At 69.5% G+C, this 23,121-nt stretch carries 18 protein-coding genes; 11 read left to right on the top strand and 7 right to left on the bottom strand.

Annotated features, from left to right (window positions below):
* Positions 1-9 precede the first annotated feature (9 nt).
* From ACQPY0_RS33945 to ACQPY0_RS33930, 4 genes are all read left to right on the top strand, one after another.
* Positions 10-2,706, top strand: coding sequence for a hypothetical protein (locus tag ACQPY0_RS33945; protein ID WP_432969812.1), 2,697 nt, complete (start codon positions 10-12; stop codon positions 2,704-2,706).
* Positions 2,707-2,789: 83 nt separating this feature from the next.
* Positions 2,790-4,010 (top strand): glycosyltransferase WbsX family protein, encoded by a 1,221-nt coding sequence (locus ACQPY0_RS33940; RefSeq protein WP_432969809.1) that lies wholly within the window; start codon positions 2,790-2,792, stop codon positions 4,008-4,010.
* A 1-nt stretch (position 4,011) separates the two neighbouring features.
* Positions 4,012-5,184 carry an L-rhamnose isomerase gene (gene rhaI, locus ACQPY0_RS33935; protein WP_432969806.1) on the top strand — a complete coding sequence of 391 codons (1,173 nt, stop codon included), beginning with the start codon at positions 4,012-4,014 and terminating at the stop codon, positions 5,182-5,184.
* A gap of 10 nt (positions 5,185-5,194) precedes the next feature.
* On the top strand, positions 5,195-6,616 hold the full coding sequence (locus tag ACQPY0_RS33930; protein WP_432969804.1) for an arabinose isomerase: 1,422 nt from the start codon (positions 5,195-5,197) through the stop codon (positions 6,614-6,616).
* Positions 6,617-6,757: 141 nt separating this feature from the next.
* Here ACQPY0_RS33930 and ACQPY0_RS33925 read toward each other — a convergent pair whose 3' ends face one another.
* From ACQPY0_RS33925 to ACQPY0_RS33915, 3 genes are all read right to left on the bottom strand, one after another.
* Positions 6,758-7,291, bottom strand: coding sequence for a fascin domain-containing protein (locus ACQPY0_RS33925; RefSeq protein WP_432969801.1), 534 nt, complete (start codon positions 7,289-7,291; stop codon positions 6,758-6,760).
* A 447-nt stretch (positions 7,292-7,738) separates the two neighbouring features.
* Entirely contained in the window at positions 7,739-9,079 is a 1,341-nt protein-coding gene (locus ACQPY0_RS33920) for a serine/threonine-protein kinase (RefSeq protein ID WP_432969798.1), read from the bottom strand.
* Between the two features lie 376 nt (positions 9,080-9,455).
* Entirely contained in the window at positions 9,456-9,950 is a 495-nt protein-coding gene (locus ACQPY0_RS33915) for an RraA family protein (protein ID WP_432969795.1), read from the bottom strand.
* 692 nt (positions 9,951-10,642) lie between these two features.
* On the opposite strand from ACQPY0_RS33915, the gene ACQPY0_RS33910 reads away from it, so the two are divergent.
* Together ACQPY0_RS33910 and ACQPY0_RS33905 are read left to right on the top strand one after the other, a co-directional pair.
* The gene (locus ACQPY0_RS33910; protein ID WP_432969792.1) at positions 10,643-11,650 is read left to right on the top strand and encodes a glycoside hydrolase family 5 protein; all 1,008 of its coding nucleotides are present in this window, start codon (positions 10,643-10,645) and stop codon (positions 11,648-11,650) included.
* Positions 11,651-11,845: 195 nt separating this feature from the next.
* Entirely contained in the window at positions 11,846-13,210 is a 1,365-nt protein-coding gene (locus ACQPY0_RS33905) for an MFS transporter (protein ID WP_432969789.1), read from the top strand.
* A 669-nt stretch (positions 13,211-13,879) separates the two neighbouring features.
* Here ACQPY0_RS33905 and ACQPY0_RS33900 read toward each other — a convergent pair.
* The 3 genes from ACQPY0_RS33900 to ACQPY0_RS33890 all read right to left on the bottom strand — a co-directional run bounded on the left by ACQPY0_RS33900 (position 13,880) and on the right by ACQPY0_RS33890 (position 16,538).
* Positions 13,880-15,364: an AMP-binding protein gene (locus ACQPY0_RS33900; RefSeq protein ID WP_432969786.1), complete on the bottom strand. Its 1,485-nt coding sequence runs from the start codon at positions 15,362-15,364 to the stop codon at positions 13,880-13,882.
* Positions 15,365-15,443: 79 nt separating this feature from the next.
* Positions 15,444-15,695 carry a hypothetical protein gene (locus ACQPY0_RS33895; protein WP_432969783.1) on the bottom strand — a complete coding sequence of 84 codons (252 nt, stop codon included), beginning with the start codon at positions 15,693-15,695 and terminating at the stop codon, positions 15,444-15,446.
* A gap of 252 nt (positions 15,696-15,947) precedes the next feature.
* The gene (locus ACQPY0_RS33890) at positions 15,948-16,538 is read right to left on the bottom strand and encodes a TetR/AcrR family transcriptional regulator (protein WP_432969780.1); all 591 of its coding nucleotides are present in this window, start codon (positions 16,536-16,538) and stop codon (positions 15,948-15,950) included.
* A 95-nt stretch (positions 16,539-16,633) separates the two neighbouring features.
* Here ACQPY0_RS33890 and ACQPY0_RS33885 point away from each other — a divergent pair, with 95 nt between their 5' ends.
* Positions 16,634-17,590: a sugar phosphate isomerase/epimerase family protein gene (locus tag ACQPY0_RS33885; RefSeq protein ID WP_432969777.1), complete on the top strand. Its 957-nt coding sequence runs from the start codon at positions 16,634-16,636 to the stop codon at positions 17,588-17,590.
* 1 nt (position 17,591) lies between these two features.
* The gene (locus ACQPY0_RS33880; protein WP_432969774.1) at positions 17,592-19,109 is read left to right on the top strand and encodes a GMC oxidoreductase; all 1,518 of its coding nucleotides are present in this window, start codon (positions 17,592-17,594) and stop codon (positions 19,107-19,109) included.
* A gap of 74 nt (positions 19,110-19,183) precedes the next feature.
* Here ACQPY0_RS33880 and ACQPY0_RS33875 read toward each other — a convergent pair whose 3' ends face one another.
* The gene (locus tag ACQPY0_RS33875) at positions 19,184-19,990 is read right to left on the bottom strand and encodes an enoyl-CoA hydratase/isomerase family protein (protein ID WP_432969771.1); all 807 of its coding nucleotides are present in this window, start codon (positions 19,988-19,990) and stop codon (positions 19,184-19,186) included.
* A gap of 131 nt (positions 19,991-20,121) precedes the next feature.
* On the opposite strand from ACQPY0_RS33875, the gene ACQPY0_RS33870 reads away from it, so the two are divergent.
* The 3 genes from ACQPY0_RS33870 to ACQPY0_RS33860 are packed head-to-tail and all read left to right on the top strand — an operon-like array spanning position 20,122 to position 23,055.
* Entirely contained in the window at positions 20,122-21,309 is a 1,188-nt protein-coding gene (locus ACQPY0_RS33870; RefSeq protein ID WP_432969768.1) for a lipid-transfer protein, read from the top strand.
* Entirely contained in the window at positions 21,309-22,136 is an 828-nt protein-coding gene (locus ACQPY0_RS33865; RefSeq protein WP_432969765.1) for an SDR family NAD(P)-dependent oxidoreductase, read from the top strand. Before ACQPY0_RS33870 ends, ACQPY0_RS33865 begins: the two co-directional genes overlap by 1 nt.
* Before the next feature lie 10 nt (positions 22,137-22,146).
* Positions 22,147-23,055, top strand: a complete 909-nt coding sequence (locus tag ACQPY0_RS33860; RefSeq protein WP_432969762.1) for an SDR family NAD(P)-dependent oxidoreductase — start codon at positions 22,147-22,149, stop codon at positions 23,053-23,055.
* Positions 23,056-23,121: the final 66 nt, after the last annotated feature.

Genomic DNA, 23,121 nt, shown 5'->3' with positions numbered 1-23,121 from the left:
TCCCGAGCCGTGACGATCACGGCGGTCGAGATGAGCGGAGGAGGCGCGTCGATGGAACGCCGCAAGGGTTTCCAGTGGCGGAGTGTGGTGGCGGAGGGGAATTTCGTCGCCCCGCTGGTGTGGCATCACGGCGAGGACCGGGAGACGATCGCTCGCGAACTGACGGAGATCGCCAACTGCGGCATCAGGTCGTTCGTTCTCGAGCCCCGGCCGCATCCCGACTACCTCGGACCTGGGTGGTGGGCGGACCTCGCGACGGTTGTGGAACTGGCCCGGTCGCTGGGTCTGAGGTTCTGGATCTTCGATGACGGGCGATTTCCCAGTGGTCACGCCGGCGGCCGGGTCCCGGCGGAACGGCCGGAACTGCTGAAGCGGTTCCTGGTTGAGCGGCACATCGACGTGACCGGTCCGCTCGAGCGTCGCGCCTTCAACGTCGGTGCGTGGCTGGATGAGGGCGAATCGCTGATCACCGTGGTCACCGCCCGGCGTGTCGACGACCACAGGGTCGATGAGTCGTCGCTGGAGGACGTTACGGCGCTGGTGGCGGATGGTTTGGTCGAATGGGCCGTCCCCAACGGCCGGTGGCGGATCCACATCGTCGTCTCGACCGATCGCGGGGGAGAGGCGGAGACCTCGGACTATCTGAATCCGGTTGATCCCCGTTCTGCACGCGCCTACATCGAACTGGTCCACGAGCCCCATCTCGCCCGTTTCCGGGCCGAGTTCGGGCAGACCATTCTGGGCTTCTTCCAGGACGAGCCGAGGTTCGGGAACGCTCCGAGCTACGCGGCGCGGCTGGGGGCGCGCTGGATGGAGTTTCCCTATGCGTCGCCGCGCGGGCCGACCGGCAATCATGAGGCCGCGCTCCCGTACAGCGACGCACTGCTCACCCGGTTTCTCGACTCACCTCGCGTCGCTGGACCGGCTGCGCTGCCGCTGCTGTGGTTCGACGGAGACGGCGATGCGACGGCTCTGACACGATATGCGTTCATGGACGCGGCCAGCTGGTCGTTCGCCGACTATCTCGGCGAGCTGGGCGAGTGGTGCCATGCGCACGGCGTCGGACTCATCGGGCACCTCATCGAGGACAACGGCGCCCATGCGCGGCTCGGATACGGGCCGGGACACTATTTCCGGGCGATCCGCAGCCAGTCGGCGCCCGGCATCGACGTCGTCGGTCAGATCTTCCCCGGCGAGGTCGACGGCCGCAGCGCGTCGGCCTTCGGCCATCTCGACAACGAGTTCTTCTACTGGGGACTCGCGAAGCTCGCCAGCTCGGCGGCGCATCTCGACCCCGCTTCGTCCGGCATCGCACTCTGCGAGGCGTTCGGCGCGTACGGGTGGCAGCTGGGGCTTCCTCTCATGAAATGGCTCACCGATCACCTGTGCGTCCGAGGAATCAACTTCTTCGTTCCGCACGCCTTCTCGCCACGCCCGTTCGACCCGGACTGCCCGCCGCACTTCTTCAACGGCGGCTTGAATCCGCAATGGCCGTACTTCCGGATCTGGGTGGACTACGCCCAGAAGCTGTGCGCGGCACTCTCGGGCGGACGCCACGTCTCGCCGGCAGCGGTGCTCTACCACGCCGAGGCGGAATGGGCGGGTGACGCGATGGGTTTCGAGCGCGTTATCCGGGCGCTCGCGGAGGATCAACTCGATGCCGATGTGGTCCCCCTGGGCGACCTGGGCCGGGCGTCGGTCCAGGCGGGCCGGCTCCACGTCGGGACCGAGACCTACCCGGCCCTCGTCATCCCAGGGTCGACCGCGATCGTGCCGGAGGCGGCCACGCTGCTGGAGAACCTCAGCCGGGAAGGGCTTGCGGTTGTCGTGGCGGGCGAGTCCCCTCGCGTCGTGGGATCGAGCCGGCGGCTCGCCGTCCCTGCGGTTGCCCTGCCGGAGGTGGCGCAGGCGCTGCGCACGATTGGAGTCGTGGCCGTCTCTGCCGGCTCGCGGGAACCGCATTTGCGGGTGTACCACTACGTGAAGGACGAGGTTCACAGCTTCTTCTGCGTGAACGAGAGCCCGGCCGGCGAGGTCCACACCGAACTGCGCCTCCCGGCCGCGGGGTCCACGACCGTGATCGACCTGTTCGAGGGCACCGAACGACACCTACCGACGCTGCCCGAGCCCGGAGGGTCGCGCATGTCGCTCGACCTCGGCCCGACCGAGTCGTGCCTCATCAGCGTCGATCCGTTCGCACGTGACCGCGAGGCGGGCCCGCCGCGGGGACATCGGACTCTGCTCGACATCCCCGTGCCGTCCTGGACGGTGAGCCTGTCCTCGCTTCCAGCCGGACCGTTCACCGAGCACGCCCGAGGGAACTCCCTGAGCGAGCTGTCCAATCTCGAAGACCTCTCGCGATTCTCCGGAGCCATTCGGTACGACTGCGACTTCACCCTCACCGAGATACCGCGGACGATCGTCCTGGCCCTCGGCGCGGTCCACGAGGTGGCCGACGTGACGGTGAACGGCTCGCACGCCGGCGTTCGCATCTGCCCGCCGTACGAGTTCGCCCTCTCGCCGGACGTGCTGAGCACTGGCGAGAACTCGCTGACCGTCACGATCTGCACCAGCCTGGCACGTGCCGCGGGCGACAACCGATTCGACCGGGGACGCCCACGACCGCCGATCGGGCTGCTGGGCCCAGTGCGCTGGTTCACCGTGGAACCCCTTGAACTTCCGCAGGAAAGAACGCCTTGTGCGTGATTCGCCCACACATCGGCGTGCTGCGGCCGGATGCACAAGCAGGCGGGCGGTCCGGAGACCGCCGCAGCTGAGGAGGCACCAGCGTGACCCTGCCCATCGATCCATCCCGGGAGGCCGACGCCTTCCCGCTGCGTCGTCCGGCGCCCGCGCGTGCGACCGCACCCGCGGCGCAGACCGGCCCGACTCAGGTGATGGCCTACTACTTCCCGCAATGGCATATCGACCCGCGCAACGACGCGATGTTCGGCCCAGGCTGGACCGAGTGGGACGTGCTGCGCGGCTGCGAGCCACGCTTTCCCGGGCACGTACAACCGAAAAAGCCGCTGTACGGGGAGTTTGACGAAAGCGATCCGGTGCAGGCCACTGCCATCGTCGACCGGGCCCTGGAGCATGGGGTGAACGGGTTCATCGTCGACTGGTACTGGTACGACAACGCACCGTTCCTCAACGGATTCCTCGACCGCGGCCTGCTGCAGGCGCAGCGGCTGGACGAGTTCCGGTTCGCGCTCATGTGGGCCAACCACGATTGGACCGACCTCTATCCGGCGTGCGAGCCGGCCCCGACCGTGATGCTGCCCGGGCCGAACACCCGCTACCACGCGGAGCGCGCGTTTGCGCACGTGCTTGAGAACTACCTGACCCACCCGTCGTACTGGCGGCTGGGTGGGCTGCCGTACTTCTCAATCTATGACCTCCCCAGCCTGATCAAGGGCATGGGAGACGTGGCGCGCACCGCCCGGCTGCTGGACGCGTTCCGCGAACGGGCGCGGGCGGCCGGGCTCGCGGGGTTGCACCTGGGCGGCACCGTCAACTTCGGCATCCGAGAACCCGAGCGGCTCGTCGCCGAGCTGGGCCTCGACAGCGCCACACACTACACCTGGTGGCATCACACCGGTTCGGCGTTCAAGCGGTTCCCCACGGTGCCCTACGAGGACGTGCACGCCGAGGCGCGTGACGAGTGGCGGCGGATGTCGGAGCTGCTGCCGGGGGCGTACCTGCCGAACGTGACGGTCGGCTGGGACCCCAGCCCGCGCACCGTCGCCTGGCCGCTGGACGGCGATCGCGGGTACCCGTTCACGTCGGTCATGACGGGGAACACGCCCGAGCGGTTCGGCGCGGCCATGCGCGACGCACTGTCCTTTGTGGCCGGACGCGGCGGACCGCGCGTGGTCACCATCAACGCCTGGAACGAGTGGACCGAGGGCAGTTACCTCGAGCCCGACGAGCAGCACGGCGATGGATACCTGCGCGCCCTGCGCGACGCCCGGGCCGAGGAGACAGACAGCACAGACCGGAAGGATTGACATGGACAGCGGACAGTTGAAGCAAGCCGTCGGGCGGCTGAAGATCGAGACGCCGTCGTGGGCGTACGGCAACTCGGGGACCCGCTTCAAGGTGTTCGGGCAGCCCGGCGTGCCGCGCAGCCCGTACGAGAAGCTGGCCGACGCCGCGCAGGTGCACGCCTTCACCGCAGCGGCGCCGAGCGTCGCGCTGCACATTCCGTGGGACAAGGCCGACGACTACCGAGACTTGGCCAAGGCCGCCGACGAGGTCGGGCTGCGGATCGGGGCGATCAACCCGAACACCTTCGGCGACGACGACTACAGGCTCGGCAGCGTCTGCAACCCGGACCGGCGGGTGCGCCGCAAGGCGGTCGAGCACCTGTTGGAGTGCATCGACGTGATGGAGCAGACCGGGTCGACGATCCTGTCGCTCTGGTTCGCCGACGGCACCAACTATCCCGGCCAGGACGACCTCGCCGCCCGGCAGGGCCGCCTGGAGGAGGCGCTGTCCGAGGTGTACGGGGCGCTGCCGGCCGGAACGCGGATGCTGCTGGAGTACAAATTCTTCGAGCCGGCGTTCTACGCTACGGACGTGCCGGACTGGGGCACCTCGCTGCTGCACTGCCTGCGGCTGGGCGAGCGGGCCCAGGTGCTCGTGGATACCGGCCACCACGCGCCGGGCACGAACATCGAGTTTCTCGTCATGGCGCTGCTGCGGGCCGGCAAGCTCGGCGGGTTCCACTTCAACAGCCGCTTCTACGCCGACGACGACCTCATCGTCGGGGCGGCCGACCCGTTCCAGCTGTTCCGGATCATGCTCGAGGTGGCACGCGGCGGCGGCCTGGAGCCGTCGGCCAACGCCGGCGCAGGCGTGGCCTTCATGCTCGACCAGTGCCACAACCTCGAGGAGAAGATCCCGGCGCAGATCCGCAGCGTGATGAACGTGCAGGAGGCCACGGCCAAGGCGCTGCTGGTCGACGCCGACGCGCTGGCGGTGGCACAGCGCGAGGGCAACGTGCTCGCGGCGCAAGACGTGCTCATGGACGCGTTCAACACAGATGTGCGCCCGTTGCTCGCCGAGATGCGTGCCGACCAGGGCCTCGACCCCGACCCGGTGGCGGCGTATCTGCGCAGCGGGTACGGCGACACGATCCGCGCCGAGCGGGTCGGCGGCACGGCGATGGGCTGGAACTGACGCCATGCGCATGACACCTCAGTTGCAGCGCGTGGCCCCCCGGCCGCCGCGCGTCGGCTTGGTCGCCGGCGGCCTTGCCGCGTACTGGCCGCAGTTCCCCGGCCTCTACGACCAGGTGCTGGCCTGCACCCGCAGAGTCGCCGAGCGGCTGGCCGGCTTCGGCGCCGAGCTCGTCGATGCGGGCTTCGTCGACGAGGCCACGCAGGCCGGCCCGGCCGGCGACAGGCTCCGAGCCGCCGGGTGTGACCTGGTGTTCTACTTCGTCCCTACATACCTGACGTCGTCCATGGTGCTGCCGGTGGCGCAGCGGGCCGGCGCCCCCATGGTGGTGCTCAACCTGCAGCCGAGCGCCAGCATGGACCACGACACGTTCGACACCGGCAAGTGGCTCGCGTACTGCGGGGCGTGCCCCGTGCCGGAGATCGGCAACACCTTCCTGCGCGCCGGCATCGGCTTCCGCTCGATCTCCGGCCACCTCGACGAGGAGCGCGCCTGGGCGAAGGCCGAGCGCTGGGTCCGGGCGGCCGGGGTGGCCCGCACGCTGCGCACGGGCCGGTTCGGGCTCATGGGCCACCTGTACCCGGGCATGCTCGACGTGTCGACGGACCTGACCCTGCTGCCGGCCCGCATCGGTGGGCACGTCGAGGTGCTGGAGTTCGACGACCTACGGGAGCGCGTCAACGCGGTGACGCCCGACGAGATCGACAACCTGCTGGAGCGGGCCCGGGCGATCTTCGACCTGGACGAGTCGGTCAACGACGACGACCTCCGCTGGGGCGCCACCGTGGCCGCCGGCCTGGACCGGCTGGTGACCGAATTCTCGCTGGACAGCCTCGCGTACTACCACCGGGGCCTGGCCGGGGAACTGCACGAGCGGCTCGGCGCCGGCATGATTCTCGGCTCCTCGCTGCTCACCGCCCGGGGGATCCCGGCCGCCGGCGAGTACGAGCTGCGCACCAGCGTTGCGATGCTCATCATGGATCGGCTCGGGGCGGGCGGCTCGTTCACCGAGTTGCAGGCGCTGGACTTCGACCGCGGCCACGTCGAGATGGGCCACGACGGCCCGGCCCACCTGGCGATCAGTGACAAGCGTCCGCTGTTGCGCGGCCTCGGGACGTACCACGGCAAGCGCGGCTGGGGTGTCTCGGTGGAGTTCGACGTGGCGCACGGCCCGGTGACCGCGCTCGGCATCGCGCAGCTGCGCGACGGCACCCTCAAGCTCGTCGCCAGCCAGGGCGAGGTCGTGGACGGTCCGCTGCTCAAGATCGGCAACACGACGAGCCGGGTGGACTTCGGCGTCAACCCCGGGGAGTGGACCGACGCCTGGTCCGCCTCCGGCATCGGCCACCACTGGGCACTGGGCACCGGCCACCGGGTCGATGAGCTGCGCGCGGTGGCGAACCTGCTGGACCTCGAGCTGACGGTGGTCTGAACTCCGCCGTCGCAGCGACCCCGACGGTCCAGTTCGTCGTTCGTACCGTCGCGGGAGCTGGCCAGGCGCGCGGGCGGCGCACAGGAGGCCGCCCGCGCGCTCGCGGGTTTCACCGAACTCGGCGAGGGTCGCCGGTTACGGTCAGACGTTGCAGGTGAAGCGGAAGGTGGTGTCGGGCAGGATCAAGTTCGTACGGTTGGAGTCGAAGGCGCGTGAGGTGCGGTTGCCGCCGTTGAGAGCGGCCAGGAAGTGGTTGTCCCACACCCGGATACCGACCCCGCCGCTGGCGAGCGTGACGGTGGAGAACTGCTCCCAGGTGCCGATCCGAGTTGCGTCGGTATGCAGGACGTCAGGAACCGTGCTGCTACTCAGGCCGCCACTGTTGACGGCCGTCACGTAGTTGCCCGACCAGGTGCGTAGGGCGAAGTGGGAGAAGAGGTCACCCATCGGGACCATCGTGAAACGCTCCCAGGTGCTGGGGACGGTGGCGTTGGTGTGCATGACGTCCGTGGTCCGGCCGCCACCGCCGACCGCGGTGACGTAGTGGCCGTCCGCGGTCTGGATGAAGCAGGTGAACGGATTGGTGGCGTGGGCGGCGGACGGTGTCACCAGGATCGTCGCCGCGGCGGCGACGGCAGCCACCGCTACGCTGAGCAGCTTGCCGCGAATGTTCATCGGTCCTCCATCGTGGGCGCCGGAGCGGCACCCTCGAACTGGTACGCGTTCCAAGCCGTGCCATGGGAACGATCTGTCCGATTACCGGCAAACGCGGGGCGGCCCGTCGCGGCGACTTGCCGTTCGTTCCGGCCTGTGCGGAAGTTGGCCGCTCGCCAGCCCGGCGCGGCTGATCGGCGGACATCGCGAATGCGGGAGACCGCGCGAGTCAGACAAGAATGCCGAGCGGTTGGCCGAGGTGGGCGAGGAACGCCTGCAGCCACTCGGCGGCTCTATCAATGGCGCGGTGACGACCTCTACGGTGTCGTCGTTGAGAAGCGCAGGCTCGCGACGAGCGGCGCCCTCGGCAAGGATCGCCGGCTGTGGTGGATGGGGGTCGCTGAACCGTTGGCCGAGACGGGGTAGGCGTCGTTGTTTCCGTATGCCATTGGGCGGTGGCGCGCGTCGTTACGGTTGTGTGGCAACGTCGCAGTGCGTGCCGTTCAGCGCGAATTCGTCCGGGACGCGGCCGGCGTCCGAGCCGTTCACCGTGGCGCCGACGTCCGTCACCGACTGGCCGGCCGCCAGGTCCGCGTGCCCGGGCAGGCCCATCACCGTGACGCGGGAGCCCTGCTGCTGCCAGTCTCCGTTCCAGGCGCTGCCGGTCTGCACCTGCCCGGCGGCGTCGAACGTCAGCGCCCACTCGGGCAGGTCGGCTCGGCTGGTGTTGGCGACTGTCAGCGAGATCGTCGCGCCGCCCTGCCACGACTCTTTCACCCGGTACGACACCGTGCACGCGGCCCCCGCAGGTGCCGGGCCGAAGCCCGCCGAGCCGGGATCTGATGACGGCGCGGCGGGCCCGGCCGGGGTGGCGGAGCCGGCCGGGGTGGCGGAGCCGGCTGTCCAGGTCGCGTTGCCGGAAGGGTGCAGCAGGCCGAATGCCGTGACGACGCCGGCGAACCCCACGGCGAGGACCGCGAGCGCGGCGACGGCGACCGCCGCCATCCGGGCCGGCCGGCGCTCGCGCACCGGCTTGCCGTGCCGGTCCAGCCTGGCCAGTACCGACGCGGTCGTCAGCTCGCGCGTGTCGGCCACGGTCGGCGGCTCGTCCGGCAGGCCGTGCACGTCGATGGCGCCCACCCGGATGCCGGCGAGGGTCGCCAGCCGGTGCGCGAGCGCTGCCGCGGACGGGCGCGCGGCCGGGTCGGGGGCGAGGCAGTGCTGGTAGAGCGCCGCGACCTCCAGGGGCATCCGCGGCACCAGCGGCAGCGGTGGCGGCTCCGCGCCGTGGCGGGCCGGCCGCTGCGGTGGACGGCCGGTCAGCGCGGCGGCGAGGACGACGCCGAGCGCGTACACGTCGGAGGGCGGGCCTGGGCGCCGCTCGGGCGGCAGGTAGGCGGATGTCTTGGCGAGGCGTTCGGCGGTGCCGAGGTCGACGAGCTTCACGCCGGACTCGGTGAGCACGATGTTCGCGGGCGTCACGGCGCCGTGCACCAGGCCGCGCGCGTGGGCGGCGGACAGCCCCGCGGCGACGTGGGCGCAGATCTCGAGCGCGCCGCGCCACGGCAGCGGACCCTGCACGAGCCGCGCCGCGAGCGGCGTCCCCTCGACGAGCTCGCTCACCACGTACAGCGTGCCGCCGTCCTCGCCCGAGTCGTAGACCGCGGCGATGCTGGGATGGTTCACCAGCACCGCGGGCCGCAGCCGCTCCGCGTTGCCGGAGTTCGGCTCGAGCAGCGTGACGGCGACCCGGCGCCGCAGCGCCTCGTCGTGCGCCCGCCAGACGTTCGCGCCGATGGGATCGATCAACCTGTACCGAGCGGACAACAGCCTGGGCATTGCAACCACGCAAAACAGTGTGCCACGGTCATTCTGGTACGGAACCTGGCAAATGGCCGCTCTCCACGACGTCTGATGCTGAATTGACCGGCCTCTCGGGCACGACGTGGGTGATCCGGCGGGCCGCAGGGCCGAGGTTATGACCCCTGCATCGACGGCGGGGCCCAGCACCTATAAGCGAAGCATAGAAGTAGGAAAGTGTGGCGTGCCGAACCGCGCGCGTGCATGCCTGGTGTACCCGTAGGAGTGGCGCATCGGTGCCTCGATGGGCACGGTGACGGCGAACGCCTCGAGCTTGGTGATTTTCATGAGGTCCTCAGGTCGGGTCGGAAGCGCACGGGGCCGGTCACAGGACGCCGAACTTGTCGTAGGCAACGACGGCGGGCATACCCGCGGCAACGGCGTCCCGGAACAGGTGCTCGTCGGCCTGCTTCTCCAGCGCGGCGCCCACGACCCGGGCGATGTGGGCGCGCGGGGTGATCACGCAACCGTCGAGGTCGGCGAACACCAGGTCCCCGGGCTCGATCCGGACGCCGTCGATCGAACAGGCGACGCGGTGCCCGACGATCTCGTGCCGGCCCTTGCTGTCGTAGGGGATGGTGCCCGCGGCGGCGACCGGGAACCCCAATGCCTCGATCGCGCCACAGTCCCGGACCAGTCCATCGGTCAGCGCGCCGGCGGCACCTCTCGCCCCGCAGCAGGTGGACAGCAGCTCACCCCACACGGCGAGGTCGCGGGCGCGGGCCGTGGGCGTCACGAACACCTCGTCCCGACCGATGGCGTCGAGCGCCGCGAGCAAGCCGGCGAACGGCGTTTCCGGAACGTCGTAGACCCGCCGCACGGCGACGGGAATGCGTAGCCGACGACCGTGGTCCCGCTCTGCAGCGGCGCGATACCGGGGCCGAGGCATTGCCGGCGCAGCCCGATCCCGTCCAGCATGTCGGACAGCAGCGCACTGGTGAGCCGGGTCCGGACGATGTTCAGGTCGACCGACGATGCGGCGTCCTGGCCGAATGACATGAATGCCTCCTGGTGCGGTCCTTGGGTTACAGATCGGGGCCGCCGAACGCGACCAGGCACCCGCGCTCGGCCAGCAGCCATGGCAACGGCCCGCCCGATACCCGAGGCCGCACCGCTCACCAGGACGACGCCGGGGGGAGCGGGTATCCGCGTTGCAACCGTCATCGGACCTCCAGACCTGTGCGAACCTGCGCGCGATGATCGCGCATGGCGTGTCGGCATCCACGGCCGTGACGCTGCTGCTCGCCAACTTCTCACTTAGCAACGTATCAGCCAAGTTGTTGACGTGAGAAGACGGCAAGGTGCACAGTCTTCTCAAGTCTCGCGCGACCGTGATCGAAGCCTCGTCCCCGCCGGCGAGGCGTTCGTGCTGATCGTCGATCCGCCTCGCGAGTTCACCCCACTTCCATCGAGCGAAGGAACTCAACAATGGCCGGCACCACACCGAGATGGCGCGGTTTCAACCTTCTCGATCTCTTCACCACCAGCCTCCGGTGGAAGGATCACTTCCCGATGGGCGACGGGGTGTTCGCGGAGTCCGACTTCGCCTGGATCCGGGAATGGGGATTCGACTTCGTGCGCATCCCGATGTCGTACCTGTACTTCGTGGCCGGGCCGGACGGCAGGTCGATCGACGAACGCCGGCTCAAACTGATCGACGCCGCGGTGGAGTACGGACGCAAGCATGACGTGCACGTGTCTCTGAACTTCCATCGCGCGCCGGGCTACTGCGTCACCTCGTACCCGTTCGACACCCCCGAGCCGGGAAACCTGTTCGCCGACGAGAAGTCCCTCGAGCTCTTCACGCGGTACTGGTCGACGCTCGCCGAGCGCTACGCGGGCATCCCCAGTACACAGCTGAGCTTCGACCTGGTCAACGAGCCACCATTTCTCACCGACACGGTGACCATGAACGACTTCGATCGGGTCTACGGGACCACGCTGGATGCGATCCACTCCGCCGACGCGGACCGCCTGGTGATCCTCGAGGGGCCCGACGCATCGATGAGCCTGTTGCCGCCATCGTTGACCCACCGCCCCAACGTCGCCCTGAGCACGCACTACAGCTACACGCCGTTGCAGATCTCCCATCACCGGTGCCCGTGGGTGCCCGACTTCTTCTACGACCAGGCCGATCCCGCCTGGCCGTACGACCAGGCCGGCCTCGACGCCGATTCGCCCTATCGCGACCTCATCGACCGCCTGGGCCTCGGCGGGACCGTGCGGTGGGACCGCGATGCGCTGGCGAAGCAATTCGCACCATGGCTTCAGCTGGCGGACGACGGGGTCCTGGTCCACTTCGGAGAGGCCGGCGCGTACCGCGAGACCCCGCACGCGGTCTTCCTCGCCTGGCTGGACGATCTGTTCGGCGTCCTGCAGGACCACGGCATCGGTTGGGCTCTGTGGAACTTCCGCGGCCCGTTCGGTGTGCTGGACTCCGGCCGCTCCGACGTGGCCTACGAGGACTGGCACGGTCACGCGCTCGATCGGGAGCTGCTCACCCTCCTGCAGCGGCGCTGACCCGCAGCCCACACAGTGCCCGGCCAGGACGAGTCCGATGAGGACGGTTCCTGGTCAGGGCTGGGGTTACCACGTGCGTCGCTCTGTGCCGCATCGCGGCTCGACGTCCCCGCCAAACGCAGCCATCCCGAGCGGGACGCTGCGTGACGTGCATGCCATCGGCATGCGTTCGAGTAACCAGATCGGAGATGCGCCATGACAACGCAGCACCTTGCTGCCGCCGTCGAGATCCCGCGTGCCGGTGTCACCCCGCTGCGCCGCCTGGTCCCGGCCATGCTGTCTTCCCTGCTCGGCTTTGCGATCGCCATGATCACGCCGCTGCAGCTGCTGTTGACGTTGCGTCTCAGCACGATCGCGGGCGACGACGCGACTACGGCGTTCGGGATCGTCACGGGGTTCGGAGCACTCGTCGCACTCGCGTTCGGCCCGATCGCCGGGCGGCTCTCGGACCGCACCCGCGCCCGCCTCGGACGACGCAGGACCTGGATCCTCACCGGATCACTCCTGCTCTCCCTCACCCTCGTCGCCATCGCCGCAGCGACCGAGGTCTGGCAGGTCGTCGTCCTGTGGTGCGTCGCCCAGTCGGTGGGGAACCTCCAGTTCGTCGCGCTCAGCGCCCTGGTCGCGGACCAGGTTCCCGAGCATCGGCGCGGAGGAGTGTCCGGGCTGATGGGCATGATCTTCGCAGTCGGTCCGCTCGCGGGCCTGGTCCTGACCAACCGTTTCCCGGGCGGAAGCCACGCCCAATGGTGGGCCATCGCAGCGGCCGGGTTGGCGTTGAGCCTCCTGGCCGTGGCACTCCTGCGCGACCCGCGCAACACCGGGCCGAAGCAACCGCTGAACCTGCGGACCATCGCGACGACATTCTGGTTCAACCCGCGGCGGTACCCCGCCCTCGGGTGGGCCTGGCTGGTGCGGTTCCTGATCACCTGCGCCTACGCCAGCACCACCTACAACACCTTCCTGCTCATGCAGCGGTTCGAGGTGAGCGCGCAAGAGGTCGGAGGACTCGTGCTGCGGATGAGCCTGCTCATGGTCGGCTGCCTCGCCGTCGCGAGCGCCGGCGCCGGCTACCTCTCCGACGCGGTGCGGCGGCAGAAGCCGTTCGTGGCCTGCGCCGGAGCGCTGGCCGCCGCGGGCCTCGTGCTGACCGCCACGGCCTCGGACTTTGGGCAGTTGTACGTGGCGTCAGCCCTCCTCGGCCTCGGGACAGGCACATTCTTCGCGGTCGACCTCGCACTCTGCGTGCGTGTCCTGCCCGACGGCAGCGACGCCGGCAAGGACCTGGCCATCATCAACCTCGCCAACTCACTGCCGCAGTCCCTCGTGCCCTTCGCCGCACCCGTACTTCTCGCACTGGGCGGTTTCCATGCGCTATACCTGACGCTGGCCGTCGTCGGGATACTCGGGGCCGTCGCGGTCCTGCGCATCCCCGAAGTGGGCCGCGAGCGCGAACCGAGTCGATGGACGGTACCGATCATCAGGGTTCCGGCAGCCACACTACAGCCGGAAGCAGTGAAGGCGAACACATCGCCAGAATCGAGCCCAATCCAGGGCTAGGTTCCCGGTCTGCCCGGCACGATAGCGGTCGTGCCGGGCGCCCGCGAGTCCCCTGCTCATCGCCGGACATACCGGCGTATTCGCCATTCAGCAGGCTGTGCGTTCAACTGCGCCGCACGGTGGCCGCGCGGGTTTTCGACGTCACGACCCGTTTGCCTGACGGGCGGAATCTGGGGAATGTGACCTTGCGTGTGCGGACCTGCTGATGCGGCAGTTCGGGCGGTCGAAGACGACCGCCACACGCTACCTCGCCGCTGCCGTAGGCAACTTCCGCGGCGCGCAACATCGTCCAATGAGGACGATGAGGCGATGAGCGGACGGCCTACGACGCTTCCCCCGGGTATCCAGCAGATAGGCAGGTTTGGTTGGGAAGGCGCCTCGGAGGGCGAAGTCTGACGGCGGTACGCAATGTCCGCCGCCAGGCTTCGTCTCACTAATATCGGCCGTGGGCCAGTGACTGCGGGTCGGCGGGCTTGGGGTGTCCGTGCCGGTTCTGGTCATCGGTGTGCGGGGGATGACTCGCTCGATTGGGGAGCCCTGAAGGGCCACATCGTCGGCGGTACGAGCCGTGGCGGTTCGGCTGTCGATGCGGCCGGGCTCCGCGAGCTGATCCTCGAGAAGCTCTCCCGGCGGGAGCCAGGTAAGCGGCGGGAGGGCGCAGTGACGTGATCAGGCTCGGCTCTTCATCCGCTCGATCGCTGCGTCCCGCAGTGCGCTGCGGCGGACCTTGCCGGAGTCGTCGCGCAGCGGCTGGTCGATGAACTCGACGGAGCGCGGGATCTTGTAGCGCACCAGCCGGTCGGTCAGGAAGTCGAGGATCTCCTGGGCCGTCGTCCCGGGCTCGGCCTGCACGAGGGCGTGCACCCGCGCGACAAGGTCGTCGTCCGGCAGGCCGACCACGACCGCCGACATCACCTTGGGATGCAGGTCGATGGCGTTCTCGACCTCGGCGGGGTAGACGTTGGCGCCTCCCGTGACGATCATGTCGACGCGCCGGTCGCTGATGTAGAGGTAGCCGTCCTCGTCCTTCCAGCCGAGGTCGCCGAGGGTCGTCCAGCCGTTGATCGACTTCGCCTCCGCGCCGACGTACTCGTAGCTCGCGGGCATGCCCTCGGGGCCCTTCATGTAGATCTCGCCGACCTCGCCCGGGGGCAGTTCGTTGCCCTCGTCGTCCAGGATCTTCATGTCGCCGATGGCCGGTCGGCCAACGGACCCGCGGTGCCGCAGCCACTCGGTCCCGGAGATCATGGAGATCGCGATCGCCTCGGTCCCGCCGTAGAGCTCCATGACCTTCTCCGGTCCCAGGAGTTCGATCCACTTCTCCTTGAGCCACTCGGGGCACTTGGAGGCCATGTGCCAGAACAGCCGGATCGAGGAGAGGTCGTACACGCCGCCCTCCTCGATCCGGCGGTACATTCGGTGCATCATCGTCGGCACCAGCACCATCCAGGTGATCCTGTGCCGGCCGATCAGCCGGAGCAGTTCGTCCGCGTCGAACTTCGCCATGACCACGACGTGCTGGCCGAGCAGGAGACCGCCGACCGAACTGGCCAGCGACATGTTGTGATACAGCGGGCCCACGACGACCTGGGTGTCGTTCGGACCGTACTGGTACGCCAGCGCCGTGAACGCGGGCGATCCCTCCGCGCCCGTCCCGTTGCGGATGATCTTCGGTAGACCGGTGCTGCCGCCCGAGGCGGGTGCCTTCCACGAGGGGGATACCACCTCGGGGAGGGGTGCATCGCTCACGCTGTCATCAGGCCTGAACCCGACCGGCAGCGACGGGTAGCCGGGGTGGTCGTCTCCGCCGACACCCACCAGCACGACAGGCTTCGTCAGCTCGATGATGCCCTGCCGCTCGGCGACGGGCAGGCGGTAGGAGAGCGGCATCGGCACCGCGCCGACCTTGAGCGCGGCGAAGAAGGCGACGTAGAAGTCGATGCTGTTGGGCAGCGCGACCGCGATGTAGTCGCCGAGCTTCGCGCCCATCTCGGAGTAGACCCGGGCCAGCCGGTTCGATTCCTGCTCGAGACGGCGCCGTGTCATGGACTCGTCGCCGAAGCTGAGGGCCACGAAGTCCGGGTCCTCGGCCGCGAGTCGCGCCAGCGTGCGCACGAACGGCTCGGACGGGCTCGCAGCCAGGATCTGTTCCATGATCGCAGCATCCATGGTGTACCTCTCGTTGTCGGACGTCATCGACGTCATGGGCACACGGGCCCGTCGGGAGATTCGGCTATCGACGCTTGCCGTCGAAGGGGATCTTGAAGAAGGACTGCACCGTCGCGATGCCGGCCACCTGGTCGCCGTCCGCTGTCGCGCTGAACTCGACCATCAGCGGCATCGGCTGTGTGACCTGGGCGCGCCACGTGGCGGAGTCGCCGTCGACGGCGACGTCCAGCGGATCCGTCGGTGCGTCACCAGTGCTCATCGTGCCGCGGGGCGGCTCGTCCGTGACCAGGTCGAGGGTGTCGCCGTCGCCCCACATGTCGTTCAGCGGGGACTCGCCACTGATGGACCTCAGTGGTTGTCGTCGGATGGGACATGGTCACCCCTTTGTGCGTTCACCCGAGTGTTACCGCGGGGCAACAGACTATGCTGGACGACACAGAGAATCCAGGGGTGCGAACACGAAGGAGCGTGCTTGAGTCATCGAGGGCCCGCGCGCGGGCGGCGCCAGCACCGGCGGGGCGGACGTCCTACCGTCGGACCGGGCCGGCGGCAGGTGGCCGGCGACCGGTCAGAGCCGGGGAATGACGAGCCGGGTCCGGGCAATCGCCGCCAGGGTGCGGTCGGCGGCCCGCTCCCACGAGTCGCGGGTGTGCCCCGCGGACCATGCCTGGCCGACGATCTCGTACACGGCGAGGACCATCCTCGCCGCCAGCGAGACCGTGAGGTCGTCGCTCGGCAGCTGGGCGCGCGTGGCGATCACCCGCTCGAGGTCGCGGGTCGAGCGGTTCACCAGGTCCCACAGTCGCGCCCGCGGCCCCGGGGCGTGGTCCACGATGCGGCGCAGGGCGACCAGGCGCTCGCGGTCGATCGCCTTGCCGGGGTAGGACTCCCGGATCACGGCACCGAGCGCGGCATCCAGCGGCTCGTCGGCGGGTCGCTGCTCGAGCCGCTGGGCGAAGTCGAGGACCTGGGTGAATGGCTCGAGCACGAGGAGTTCCTTGCTCGGGAAGTAGCGATAGAGCGTCGAGGTGCCGACCTCGGCCCGCTCGGCGATCTGCTCCATCGTGGTCGGGTCATAGCCCTGCTCCAGGACGAGATCCAGTGCGACCTCGACGATCTGCCGGCGCGTGCGGGCGGCCTTCATCTCCCGAAGCCCCATGCCGGAAGTCTAGAGCAATCCCATGTGGTATTGACTCCGAAACGGGTTAGCCACCATTCTGGGAATCACTACCAATTTACTCGAAGGGGTACGCCGTGCCCGACACCGTTCTGTCCGTCTCGTCGTTCAGCCTCCGCGAACAGCTCGGACCGATCGTCTTCCGCTTCCGCGATCCCTCCGGTGCCGAGCAGGCCTTCACCCTCGACAACCCGAAACTGTTCGGCCTCGGCGACTACCCACGCCGGGCCCGGGACACGTTCGGGATTGACGCGATCGAGACCGCCGGGTTCCAGTTCACCGGCCTCGACGATCCCGAGATCGACCTGTTCGCGGCCGGGTTACGTGCCTCGGGGACCAGCCTGCTCAACATCGCGGTCGACGTCGGCGACCTTGCCGACCCCGACCCCGAGCGCCGAGCAGCCGATGTCGCCGAGCTGAAGGCATGGATCGCGCGCTTCGCCGCCATGGGCTCGACGTTCGTCCGCGTGAACCCGGGCTCGCCGATGAGCGCGCACCACGGCACCGAACCCCCCGACCAGCTCGTGGAGGCACTCGTCGACCTGGGTTCCTTCGCGGTTGCCGAAGGGACGCGGCTGCTGGTCGAGAACCACGGTGGCCGAAGCAGCGACCCGCGGTGGCTCGCGGCGCTGCTGGACGCGGTCGGTACCGAATCCTGTGGCCTGCTGCTCGACCTCGGAAACTTCGATTCGCTGCTGAAGCCGATGCGAGCGAGGTTCCAGCAGATCCCGGACGCCGACGACCCCGAGGTGGCCGGGTTCCTCGCCGGGCTCGACCTCAGCCAGCTCTACGCCGGCATCGAGGCGTTGGCTGCGCGGGCGGAGCATGTGAGCGTCAAGGCGCACCTGGTCGCCGACGACGGCACGATCGGTGCCGTCGACCTGGGGCGGGCGCTGCGCATACTCGTCGATCACGGTTACGACGGGCCGTACGCCGTCGAGTATGAAGGCGCCGGCGGTGACCCCTGGGCGAAGTCCCGCCGCGTGCTCGATGCCACGCGCGAGGCGCTCGCCGCTGCACGGACGGGGCACTGAGATGGCGGCCACGACACCTGACGTCGATGTCCTCATCGTGGGCAGCGGCCCGGCCGGTGCCACCTTCGCCCGCACGATCGGCGATGCCGTGCCGTCGGCCACCATCCTCATGGTGGAGGTCGGGCCGGCGATCCCCGGCGTGCGGGGCGAGCACACCCAGAACATGACCGAGGCCGACCGCGCGGCGGCACAGCTGCTCACCCAGGGACCCCACGCCGGCATCGAGCGCGCAACGGCGCTCGCCGACATCGCCGAGGGGATCGATCCCAGCCTCGAGTTCCGTCAGACCGTCCTGCCGGGCCTCTTCTTCGTCGACCCGCGGCCGGTCCACGGGCCCGGCGAGGTGGGGCTGCCCGCGGCGAGCATGGCCAGCGGCGTCGGCGGCATGGGCATCCACTGGGCTACCTCATGCCCCCGCCCGCGTCAGTCGGAGCGCATTGCCTTCATCCCCGGCGACCAGATGGACGCCGCGCTCGACCGGGCCGAGCAACTGCTCGGAGTCTCCCGCGTCGAGGGTGGCGACATCGGCGTGCCCGGCGCGCTCCGGGCGGCCATGGCCGCCGAGTTCGACGGACCGGGGCTCTCCCCGGTCGGCCTCATGCCCAGCGCCGTCCGGTGGGAGGGCGACATCCTGCGCTTCTGCGGCACCGGCGTGATCCTCGGCGAGATCGAGCGGACCGTGCCCGGCTTCGAGCTGCGCTCGGAGACCCTCGCCCGACGGGTGGTCGTCGAGGACGGTGTGGCGATCGGCGCCGAGCTCGAGGACCGCCGTACCGGCGCCGTCACCCTGGTCCGAGCCGGCCATGTCGTGGTCTGCGCCGATGGTCTCCGCACGCCGCAGGTGCTCTTCGCCTCCGGAGTGCGCCCGCCCGCGCTCGGGCACCACCTCAACGAGCACTTCCAGATGGTGTCCTTCGTCCAGCTCAACGACGAGTTCGATCCCGCGGCCTGCCCGCCCGAAGAGCGGGGCGCGCTCGGCTACGTGCTGATCCCGTTCTCCGACGCCCGCCCGATGCAGGGCGGCGTGATGGCCCTCGCGAACTCGCCCTACAAGCTGAGCATGGGCGACAACCCCGCCACGCAACGGCTCGGGCTGGTCGCGTGGTACGGCGCGAAGGACGTGCTGTACCACGACGCGGTCGAGTTCAGCGAGACCGAGACCGACTTCTACGGGATGCCGAAGATGTCGATCCGCTACCGGCGCACCGAGCGTGACCTGGAAACGATCGAGCAGATGCGCCGCAACTGCCTGCGCAGCGCCGAGCTGATCGGGCGGCTGATCGAGGAGCCCACGCTCGCAGCCGGCGGCTCCTCACTGCACTACCAGGGCACAGTGCGCATGGGGGCGCTCGACGACGGTCTCAGCGTCTGCGACCCGTACTCGCGCGTGTGGGGCGTCGAGAACCTGTACGTCGGCGGGAACGGAGTCATCCCCACGTCGACCGCGGCCAATCCCACGCTGACGACCGTCGCCCTCGCCTGGCGCTCGGCGATCCGCCTCGCCGCGGCGCTGGGCTGAAACGACCCCGATCCGAGGCTGATCCCGGTAGCGGGAATCGTCTCCTCCGCCGCCGGGTCGCCCGCGTCCACGGATCAGCGTTCGCGGCGCTTGGTGGCCGCGAGCGTCTCCGCCATCGCTGCCTGCGCGGCGGTACTCAGCGCCCCGATCGTCTGGGCTCGTGCCTCGGCGGCCAGGTGGTCGTGCAACGGGGAGCTCAGGCCGGCATCGAGCAGCCTCTTGCTCGCTCGAACGCCGTAGGGCGGCTGGTCCGCCAGGTGCGACGCGAGCTCGGTCGCCGCCGCGAGCGGGTCCGCGCTGATCCCGGCCGCGAGGCCGGCGGCGACCGCCTGGCCGGCGTCCAGGGCGCCGGCCGAGAAGAAGAGGTGCGCGGCACGGCCGTGGCCGACGATGCGGGGCAGCAGCCAGGAGAGCCCGAAGTCGCCGACGCTCATGCCCAGCCGCAGGAACGGTGCCGAGAAGCGGGCGTCGGCCCCGACCATCCGCACGTCGGCGGCGGCGGCGAAGGCGAAGCCGGCTCCCACGGCATGACCCTGGACCGCGGCGATGACGGGCTGCGGGATCGTACGTATCGCCGAGGTGACGGCTGCGCCCGCCTCCATGCCGGCCTGCATCGCCTCGACCGGATCGTCCAGCGCGGGATCCGCCAGGCCGGCCTCGAGGTCCAGGCCCGCGCAGAACGCCCGCCCCTCGCCGGCGAGCACGACGGCCCGTACGTCATCGCGTGCGCCGAGGCCGAGGAGGGCCTCGCGCAGCTCCACCAGCAGGGTGTAGGTGATCGCATTCAGCCGGTGCGGGCGCGCCAGGGTCACGGTGCCGACCCCGTCGCGTACCTCGACGCGGACGGTGGCCCGACCGTCCGATCCAGATCCGTTGGTCATGCGACAGTTATAACACCCAGCATAGAGTTGAATATAACACCCAGCATAGACTTGAACGGTGAGACAATCAGGTGGCAGACTCCACGACGCTTCGCTGATCCTCCGCAGCGCTGCCGGGACGAGGAGAGGGCATGTCTGACAACAGAGCAGTGGTCGCCGGCGTGGGGATGATCCCCTTCGCCAAGGCCGGCCGCAGCGACCCGTTCGATGCCATGGGCGCCGAGGCTGCTCGCCGAGCGCTGGCGGATGCGGGGATCGGCTACAGCGCGGTCCAGCGGGCGTACGCCGGTTACATCTACGGCGACTCGACCGGCGGCCAGAAGGCGCTCTACAAGCTCGGGCGGTACGGCATCCCGATCATGAACGTCAACAACAACTGCTCCTCGGGTTCCAGTGCGCTCCTGCTCGCCCGCGAGGCCGTCGAGTGCGGACTGGCCGACGTCGTGCTGGCGGTCGGCTTCGAGCAGATGGAGCCTGGCGTCGAGGGCAGGTGGCCCGAGCGCCCGCACCCGCTCGAGGATTTCGCGAAGGTCGTGATCGGCAAGTACGGCATGCCGGAGAGCCTGCCGGGCGCTGCCCTCTTCTACGGTGCGGCGGGCAACGAGTACGTCGAGGAGTTCGGCATCGATCCGGCGGTCTTCGCGCACATCTCCGTCAAGGCTCGCCGGCATGCGGCCAACAACCCCAACGCCGTCTTCCGCGACCCGCTGACGCTCGAGGAGGTGCTGGCGTCACGGCAGATCTACGGCCCCATCACCAAGCTCCAGTGCTGTCCTCCCACCTCGGGTGCGGCCGCCGTGGTCGTCGTCTCGCGGGAGTACGCGACGAGGCACGGCCTGCGCGGCGACGTCGTCATCGCGGGTCAGGCGATGACGACCGACTACGCGAACACCTTCGAGGGCGACATGCGCAAGCTCGTCGGCTACGACCTGACGGCCTCGGCGGCCAAGGCGGTCTACGAGCAGAGCGGCATCGGCCCCGAGGACGTGCGCGTTGCGGAGGTGCACGACTGCTTCACCGTGCATGAGTTCCTGATCTACGAGGGGCTCGGCCTCACGCCGAAGGGTACGGCCGAGAAGTTCGTGCTCGATGGCGAGAACACCTACGGCGGCCAGGTCGTCATCAACCCCTCGGGCGGCCTCATCGCCCGCGGTCACCCGATCGGGGCTACGGGACTCGCGCAGTGTGCTGAGTTGGTCTGGCAGCTGCGCGGACAGGCAGCGGGCCGCCAGGTCGACGGTGTCACCACGGCCCTGCAGCACAACATGGGCATGGGCAGTGCCTGCGTCGTGACCATGTACCAGAAGGTGGACGGCTGATGGGCAAGCTGGAGGGCAGGACGGCGCTTGTCAGTGGAGCGGGCCGCGGCGTGGGCCGGGCGACCGCCCTCAAGCTGGCCGCGGAGGGTGCCTCCGTCGTTGTCAACGATCTGGACGCCGGGCCGGCCGCCGACACGGTCGAGAAGATCAAGTCGGCCGGCGGGCAGGCGATCGCGGTCCCCGGCAGCGTAACGGCCGACGGTTTCGCCGACCGGTTCATCGGTGCGGCAGTCGAGAGCTTCGGCGGCGTCGACATCATCATCAACAACGCCGGCTACACGTGGGACAACGTGGTGCAGAAGATGTCCGACGAGCAGTGGGACGCGATCGTCGACCTGCACCTCAAGGCGCCGTTCCAGATCCTGCGCGCGGCCCAGCCCGTCATCAGGGCCGCGGTGCGGCGGGAGGCGGAGCAGGGCATCGTGGTCCACCGCAAGGTGGTCAACGTCTCCTCGGTCTCGGGCATCCGCGGCAACTCCGGGCAGGCGAACTACTCCTCGGCGAAGGCGGGCCTCTTCGGCCTGACCAAGACCCTCGCCAAGGAGTGGGGTCGCTACCACGTCAACGTCAACTGTGTCGCCTTCGGCTTCATCGAGACGCGGCTCTCCCAGCCGATCGCCGAGGGCGGCTCGACCATCGAGGTCGAGGGGCGCGAGATCAAGGTCGGCGTGCCGGCGCAGGCGTACGAGGCGATCAAGATGATCGTCCCGTTGGGCCGCGCCGGTTCGCCCGAGGAAGCAGCAGGTTCGGTGGTCATGCTCACGTACCCGGAGGCGGACTACGTCTCGGGACAGGTGCTCGTGGCCGGCGGCGGATATGAAGGGTGAGGACAAGGCCATGAACACCTTCACGGACACGAGCGAGGGCATCTCCGACTTCGAGGGGCGCCTCGCCTTCGTCACGGGCGGGGCTCGGGGCATCGGCCTCGGCATCGTCCGGGCGCTGCTGCGACGCGGTGCGAACGTCGCGATCGCCGACATCAGCGCCGATGCGCTCGAAAGCGCCGGCGATCTGCTCGCCACCGGGCCGGAGCGCTTGCGCTGCTACCGGCTCGACGTCGCCAACCGGGAGCAGTACGCCGAGGTGGCCGCCGAGGTGCAGCGCGACCTCGGTGCCGTGACGCTGCTGTTCAACAACGCCGGCATCATCGACTCGGTGAGCCCGGCCAGGGCGACCTTCGAGATGTGGGACTACGCCATGGGGATCAACCTCGCGGGCGTCTACCACGGGATCCAGACGTTCCTGCCCGGGATGTTGGCTGCCGGCGCCCGCGGCCACATCGTCAACACCTCGTCGGAGGCGGGGCTGCTTCCCGCCGGATCGGGCTTCCTTTACCACGCGAGCAAGTACGCCGTGGTCGGGCTGAGCGAGTCGCTGCGGGCCGAACTCGCCCACCTCGGCATCGGGGTCTCCGTGCTCTTCCCGGGCCCGGTGGCCACCGACATCGTCGAGAACACGCGCCAGCTGCGTCCCGACACTGCCCCGGCCCACTCGGCGCGGGTGACCCAGATCCTCGATACCGCCCACCAGATCCTCAACGCCCAGGGCGCCTCGCCCAACGGTGTGGGCGAGCTGGTGTTGCGAGCCGTGGAGAGCAACGCGCCCTACATCGCCACGCGCAACGCGATTCCGGAGCACCTCCGTCAACGTACCGAGGAGATCGCCGTGGCCATGGCCGACGCCGAGGCGTTCCTGGCGAACTTCGACCCGGCAGCCGGCCAGGCTGTGGGGGTGAGCCGCAGGTGATCGGCACCGGTACCCTGCTGGAGTCGGCGCGGGACCCGGCTTGCGGCAGCCGGAGGGCGGTCCTGT

The sequence above is a fragment of the Dactylosporangium sp. CA-233914 genome (genome assembly GCF_050942935.1).
GTDB lineage: Bacteria > Actinomycetota > Actinomycetes > Mycobacteriales > Micromonosporaceae > Dactylosporangium.
The sequence above is the reverse complement of the archived record's forward strand: the minus strand, read 5'-3'. Positions and strand labels throughout refer to the sequence as shown.